The following is a 6,910-nucleotide window of genomic DNA, read 5'->3' as shown; positions in this document are numbered from 1 at the left end:
TTTTGCTGAAAAAGTCTTTTTGGAGAAGAAGAGTATGCAGGTTAATATAAAACCCGGTTATTTAAACTTATTAGAAAACGGGCGGTTACATGAAAAGGTGCCTGGCACCACCCGAATTTTTAAACACTAATCACTTTATTGGTTTTATGTCAGAATATGATTTATGGATGTTTATATTTGGTGCTTTTTTAAGTATTATTATTAGCATTCTACTTATTCTAAAATCGAAATGAAAGCGAGTTATGTTTTTATTAATCATGGTATTGCAATTAGAATTAATAATAGGTGTCCAGTTCAACTTCGTGGGCAAAGTTTGGGGTAAGATAAAAGTCATAGGATGATAGAACCTATGGCTTTTATCAAAACTTAAAAATATCCATATGGGAGAATCCATCCACCTTATACATAACAGTTCCTAGTTCACAGTTTATTCCTTACAACGTCGCTCTATATCCCCCTAACCAACTTAGAGAAAATCTTTGTATCTGATAGTATAAAAACAGGGGGTTAGCTTAAATGACAAGAAAACAGTATACAGAAGAATTTAAAGAGCAAATAATTAAAGAATGCCAGGAAGCAAAACGTAACCTCAGCAGCTTGAAGGCACGATATTCCATCTTGAAGGATGAATGCTACAGTCAAAACGAGTTTGAAAGTTTTATGCAGCATTTATAGATGATAAAGTTAAGGTCAAACCTTTTACAGCATAATCTTTAAGCTTTAAACAATTATTAAAGTTAATGCAAAAGTACGATTTTATGAGAAATACAAAGATATTGTCCAGAGATAGGGGACCAGACCGATTTTACGCTTACGTCTCAATGGGACAGCCCTCTTGTTACGGTTGTTAGAAGGCGCTTGGAATTTGTTCAATGGACATTAGCTAAAATAATTTTTAATATGCGGAACTTTTAATTATGAATTGAGTCTAAATATATTAAGTGTATTTCCGTATAAATAAGTTATAATTAAGAAAGGAAGGTATATTTGCTATGAAAATAACTAGATTGCGCAGCTTTGCCGCTTTGCTGGCAGGGCTTATGGTATTGATGTCGGCGACACTGCCTGCCACAGCTGATGTCAAGATACCGACGCTTATGGTGGACGGTCAGCTTATGGCACAGGCATCACCCCTTTGCTGGGACAATGGATCGATTTTAGTATCATTAGAAGAGCTTGCTGCATATCTTAATGCCGGCTTTCAGTGGAATGAGGTTGAGGGGACAACCTGGATTCAAAAAAACGGACGCACAATTTTCTTTAGGCCTTCTACGGGAGAAGTGCGCAAAAATGGCGAGCCAATTTTCATCCCAGTACCTCCTCGATTGATCAATGGCACGTTCTATGTGCCGCTTCGCTTCGTAGCGGAAAATTTAGGAGTCACTGTGGCCTGGGATAATAGTGCTTATCAGGTTCAGATTATTACAGGCGAGCGCCACACCCCGCCGGAACGGGTAAGTGATGAGGCGTTTAATGCTGTAGTAGCATATACTGATAAAGGCAATTTGTGGCTGCTTGACGGACGGAAACGGGATGTTCTACCAAAGCAGCTTACAGACTCAGGCTATGTGGAATTAATAGGCTGGTCAGCCGACGGTGAATGGCTTTCCTATAAATATGCAAGTAGCGAAAGTGCACCCGCTTATTTATGGGTGGTGCGGGCTGATGGAAAGGCTGCAAGTCAGGTGGATACGGAGCCTATTTACGGTGACCCGCTATGGTCTCCTAAGGATGACAGGATAGCCTATACTGTTATGAAAGACAGCACCGATGGCTACATTCCGGCGGGCGTTGTTAGATATGCTGATATTACAGCGGAAGGAATCAAAGTCAATACCTTGCTGGAAGAAGACTCCATTACGATTCCATCTTTGGCTTGGCATCCGGGCGGGGAAAGCATAACTATTTCTTTCCCGCGCACTGCGGAGCAACCGCCCACGCTGGTGCAAGTAAACCTTACCGGCGAGCAAACTGTGCTTTATACTCTAAAGGATGAGGCGCCCATGGATCTTGAGGGCATTTATAGCTGGGCCTTTATTAGTCTAAAATGGTCACCGGACGGTCGTAACCTTGCCTATCATCTTAGAGTGAATTCCAGCTCCATCACAGCCGATAGCGTTGAAACGGGCGTGCTAAATGTTAAAACCGGCCAATCCCTTAACTTGAGCGGCGGTCTAAAGTATCTCCAATGGCTGGCATTTTCTCCGGATAACACAAAGCTGGCTTATATTGCCGGCGGAGGTCGGGACGCTATGCTCAACAAGCGCTTGGAAATAGTTGATCTTATCAGCGGCAAGATTACTGATTACAGTCAAAAGGGCTGTGCGGATACCCAACCCATATGGCTTTCGAATAAAACTAATGAACTACTCTTTTGCCGCGGCCCCGAAGCAGAGACCTTATACCTATCGGAAATCTTGCCGGGGACTTTGGTTCCTAACCAGCGGATTTATAAGCTGAACAAGGATGGTAATGCCGTACCTGTTACAGCAGGGCCCGCCGATACAGCCGACTATTTTCCCAACCCGTCGCCCTCTGGGGAAGAAATTATCTTTCTGCGGTTGGAGCGCTATGACCAAGGGTCGCTTTACTTACAGCCGATAAATGCGCCGGAAGAGGCGGTAGAGATTTTGCGGGGCTTAAGAGGTGGGCCCGGTTACTACGGAAATTATTACCCGGAGTGGATTAGCGTAAAGGTGCCTGGCACCACCCGAATTTTGTCGAAACTCAGATAAGGAGAACTGACCTTTTGGGATTGGTTCTTCTTTTTTCATGCGTATCAGTTTTACTTAGTATAATATGTTAAACTGAAAAAAATCTGCTTAAACATTGATTCAGACTTTTCATATTATGGTATAATATTATTAGATGATTCTTTCGTTGTGGGAAAATTGAAGTTAACGAAACCCCTCAAGATTGCCTTGTTAGAGAGCTTAAAGAGGAGCTTAATATAAATGTTTCTATCAGCAAATTTTGTAATGAGGTAACCCACGATTACGGTAATATGAACATTAATCTAATTGCATATTATTGCACTATAGTTGATGGGAAAATTCGGGTATCTGTTCATGATAAGTACAAGTGGGTTAAAATAAATGATTTACTAAAATACGACCTTTTACCAACAGATGTTCTGATAGATAAAAAGGTGAAGGAGGAATCTCTATAGCCCCCTAACCAACTTGGACAAAACAATTGTATATGCTAATATAAAAACATGGGGCTGAACTTAAATGACAAAAAAATAATATACCAATGAATTTAAAGAACAACTAATCAAAGAATGCCAGGAAGCTTATAATGTAGCCTTAGTGGCTCGTAAACATAATATCTCACCCAATACTATTCATACATGGATTAGAAAAGCTCAAAAAAGAGGCTCCGTAAATCCATTACCGAAAAGCGAAGCAAAGCGCATCCAGGAGATAGAAAATAGATTAGAGGCCATAAGCAAAGAAAACAATACACTTAAGAAACTATTAGGCGAAAAAGAACTTGAGCTTGCAGTATTGCAAGACTGGAGGGATAGAATAAACTCTCAGTAGCCGACAAAGTTGAAATAGCTTTAAAGTGGATAAGTATAGTTTATAGAGCATCTCTTATACTGAACTTTGTCGGGTTATCTTCGTCCACATATCATGCTAATTGAGCAAGAGAAAAAAGCGAACGAGAAGAAAATGATTCATCTGTTCCTTGCAAAAATGTAGGAGGAAGGCCAATCCCAGGATACTCTTTAACCAAAACCGGTGAAAAGATATCTGATGAACAAATTAAAGCTAGGTCGGGTGTTGGGTGTGGGAAAGGGAGTAATAAAAAATGCTCTCAAACAAGACAGATAAAATGTCCCCGTGTCTCTGCAAGAATTTATTATCATAACATTATGAATATGGAGAGTGAACTATTATGGAGCAGGATAAAATCTGCCAGAATTGTAGCAGCTTTTTTCAAGACAGTAGAGATTTCAATACAGATTTTGGGGTATGCATGAATGATGAGGCATTTGAACTTTTTCTAGATGAAATAATAGGAAATGATGATTTTTCAAAGTGTCACGATATGTACCGGAAAAAGCGGTTTGATGGAGGAAAAGAAGCTTGCAGTCAATATGAAGAACCTGAAATCATCGAAATTCCTGATGATGAGGATGTTAATACTTATATTCTTTTTGAGAAAATGAAGCATCAAAACGTCGATGAAATTATCAAATATTTATACAACTCGAATAACGAGATCGTCAATAAGGCGATATCGTCGATTTCAACGTATGTACGTATTGGAAACAAGGACGCATATGAAGGTTTGATAAATTATTATATGAGTTTGGATTCGGCAGTGAGCCTTGAGGATGTTTACATAAGGATGAACATAGTGGATTCTCTTTCTACAAAGGAATCAGAGCAAAATACTATAGAAGCATATGTGAATGAGCTTGTCAGGACACCATCTAATAACACGACACGGCAACTATACTCGTTAATACTGAAACGTTTAGGTAAATGTCCCGAGGAGATGATCCGGGAACCGCTTCTACAATTGCTTGAGAAAAGGCAATATAGCTATAAAATGAAGAAAAGGATCATGGAGATTGTGGGGATATAAGAAAATTGTAATTAAAAATGTATGAACTAAAAATAGAATTGAGGAGTATATGTATGACATACAGTGATGCACTTTGGCAGGAAGCTAAAAAGAAGTGTAGATTAAACAATGAGGATATTAAAATAGCTAAAGAGCTTGGTTTAAATCAGGCATTGTCAACGGAGTTGGTGACAATAAATTTGCACCTGATGTGTTGATTAATCGTGAGCAGATGGTAGCTATGCTAAATCCCATTAAGCAAGACAGGAGAAACGTCTCCTGTCTTTTATGTTGACCAACAAGACAGCAGAAATGTCCCCGTGTCTTTACAAATATTAAAGTTTTAACGATATTTGTCGATAATGTATATGAAAGGGAAAAATGTAACTATTTTCAAAAATAAATTTATAAAGGGGATGGCTATGAAGAATCTATCAAAATCTAAATTGTCCATGAGCAGAAGCATTAAAGTAAAAATAACCGTGTTTTTTTTAATTATTGTATTATCCATAGTTACGTTGCTGTCGGTTATACTATACTTGCAATGTGCTGCGATGGTAACAAAAGAGGCATCAGATAGGGCATATGAAACAGTTGAAGAGGCTAGCAATGCAATAGACGTTGGCGAGTTTGTTAAATTGCAGACAATAGAAGATGAAAAGAATCCTTCTTATATTCAAATGAGACAAAATCTGGAATATATCAGAAAGATAAGTGGAGCTAAATACATATTCACCATGAGAAAAAATGATGACGGTAATTTTATGTATGTAGTTGACGGTTCCGCTATTGAGGAGATATCGCATATCGGCGATACTGAAGAATCAATGCCTGCCTTTGAAAAGGTTTGGAGTGGGGAAGTTTATAAAGATGAAAAGATTCACCACGAGGAAGGATGGGGGTCATTTATTAGTTCATATTATCCATTGAAGGATAATCAGGGAAATGTTGTAGGATTCATCGCGGTTGATTATGATGTTGAAAGCGTTTATCTTGGACTTAACAAATTCAAGACTACAAGCATTATAATATTTTTGGGATTTGCTGTGATAATCCTTATATGCGGATTATTATTATCAAACAGTATTTCAAAACCCATTAAAAATGCAGTGGAATATTCAAAAGAACTTGAAAATTTAAACCTTACAAAGGATGTATCCCAAAGAGATTTAAATCGGAAAGACGAATTTGGAGATTTGGCTCATGCATTACATAGTATTACTGACAGCTTTAGGGATATTATCGGTAAAATCAGTGATTCTTCTGAACAAATGGCAGCAGCATCACAGGAATTTACAGCAGTATCCCAAGAATCAGCAACTGCAGTGGAGGAAATTTCAAGAACCGTAGAAGAGATTGCCAACGGAGCATCGGATCAAGCCAAGAATACTGAGGAAGGTGCTTCTAAAGCGGTGCTATTGGGAGAGATTATAGATACTGACATAGAATATACAAAAAATATAAACAATACTGTGAGCAACGTCACACAAATTGTAAATGAAGGTCTCGTTGAAATTGAAAATCTTTCCAGAGTTACAGATGAAAATAATATTGCTAATAAAAAGATTTCCGATGTAATCCTAAAAACAAATGAGAGCTCTGATAAAATAAGTGAGGCTAGTAATTTTATTGCTTCTATTGCAAACCAAACCAATTTATTAGCGCTGAACGCTGCTATTGAAGCAGCCAGGGCAGGGGAAGCGGGAAAAGGCTTTGCAGTTGTAGCGGATGAAATTAGAAAAATGGCTGAGCAATCGGCAAATTCAACCCATATCATTGAACAAATCGTCAATGAATTACAATTGAATGCAAAAAATGCTGTAGATACTATGAAAAGGGTATCTGAAATCACAAATGAGCAGACCCAAAGTGTTATAAAGAACAAGAATAACTATAAGCTAATCGAAGAAGCAATGAAAGAATCTCAAAAGGCCATAGAAAGATTAAAAGCCTCAGGGGAAGAAATGTATGATATGAAAAATGAGATAATGTCTACTTTAGAAAATCTATCTTCCATTGCAGAGGAGAATTCTGCAGCTACCCAAGAAGTAACAGCATCTATGGAAGAACAAGCTGCATCAATGGAGGAGATCGCAAGCTCTAGCGGAGATCTATCACAATTAGCTCAGGATCTACAAAATACCATTTTAAAGTTTAAAATATAGTGTAGCTAGGAAATTAGATTTAGAAGCTATGTACATAAAAGCATGACGGAGCAAAAAAGATAAAAGGTCATATGAGCGTATGAATAAGAGGTAAGTCGATGCAGATTTTGACCTAGGACTTTACGGCAAGATAGATGTATACATAGAAAGCAAGGATTATACATTAT

7 protein-coding genes and 1 pseudogene are annotated in these 6,910 nt (G+C 38.2%); all 8 read left to right on the top strand.

All coding sequences use genetic code 11. The features are described from left to right. Window positions 1-516 precede the first annotated feature (516 nt). The 8 genes and pseudogenes from BUC45_RS05250 to BUC45_RS05220 all read left to right on the top strand — a co-directional run bounded on the left by BUC45_RS05250 (window position 517) and on the right by BUC45_RS05220 (window position 6,743). Entirely contained in the window at window positions 517-675 is a 159-nt protein-coding gene (locus BUC45_RS05250; RefSeq protein WP_296970817.1) for a hypothetical protein, read from the top strand. Between the two features lie 317 nt (window positions 676-992). Beyond that, window positions 993-2,735, top strand: a complete 1,743-nt coding sequence (locus tag BUC45_RS05245; protein ID WP_296970816.1) for a stalk domain-containing protein — start codon at window positions 993-995, stop codon at window positions 2,733-2,735. Window positions 2,736-2,890: 155 nt separating this feature from the next. Continuing rightward, the gene (locus tag BUC45_RS05240; protein WP_296970818.1) at window positions 2,891-3,169 is read left to right on the top strand and encodes an NUDIX domain-containing protein; all 279 of its coding nucleotides are present in this window, start codon (window positions 2,891-2,893) and stop codon (window positions 3,167-3,169) included. A gap of 91 nt (window positions 3,170-3,260) precedes the next feature. Further along, window positions 3,261-3,545, top strand: a pseudogene (locus BUC45_RS05235) (transposase); the annotation flags it as partial. A 439-nt stretch (window positions 3,546-3,984) separates the two neighbouring features. Then, complete coding sequence (locus BUC45_RS05230; protein WP_296970815.1) at window positions 3,985-4,599, top strand: hypothetical protein; 615 nt, start codon at window positions 3,985-3,987, stop codon at window positions 4,597-4,599. A 53-nt stretch (window positions 4,600-4,652) separates the two neighbouring features. Beyond that, complete coding sequence (locus tag BUC45_RS05225) at window positions 4,653-4,796, top strand: hypothetical protein (protein WP_296970814.1); 144 nt, start codon at window positions 4,653-4,655, stop codon at window positions 4,794-4,796. Continuing rightward, window positions 4,751-4,873 (top strand): hypothetical protein, encoded by a 123-nt coding sequence (locus BUC45_RS11985; RefSeq protein WP_366749768.1) that lies wholly within the window; start codon window positions 4,751-4,753, stop codon window positions 4,871-4,873. The genes BUC45_RS05225 and BUC45_RS11985 overlap by 46 nt, the downstream gene beginning before the upstream one ends. Before the next feature lie 157 nt (window positions 4,874-5,030). Beyond that, window positions 5,031-6,743, top strand: a complete 1,713-nt coding sequence (locus tag BUC45_RS05220) for a methyl-accepting chemotaxis protein (protein ID WP_296970813.1) — start codon at window positions 5,031-5,033, stop codon at window positions 6,741-6,743. The last annotated feature ends 167 nt before the right edge of the window (window positions 6,744-6,910 follow it).

The organism is Tepidanaerobacter sp. EBM-38 (genome assembly GCA_001896545.1).
Lineage (GTDB): Bacteria > Bacillota > Thermosediminibacteria > Thermosediminibacterales > Tepidanaerobacteraceae > Tepidanaerobacter.
The sequence above is the reverse complement of the archived record's forward strand: the minus strand, read 5'-3'. Positions and strand labels throughout refer to the sequence as shown.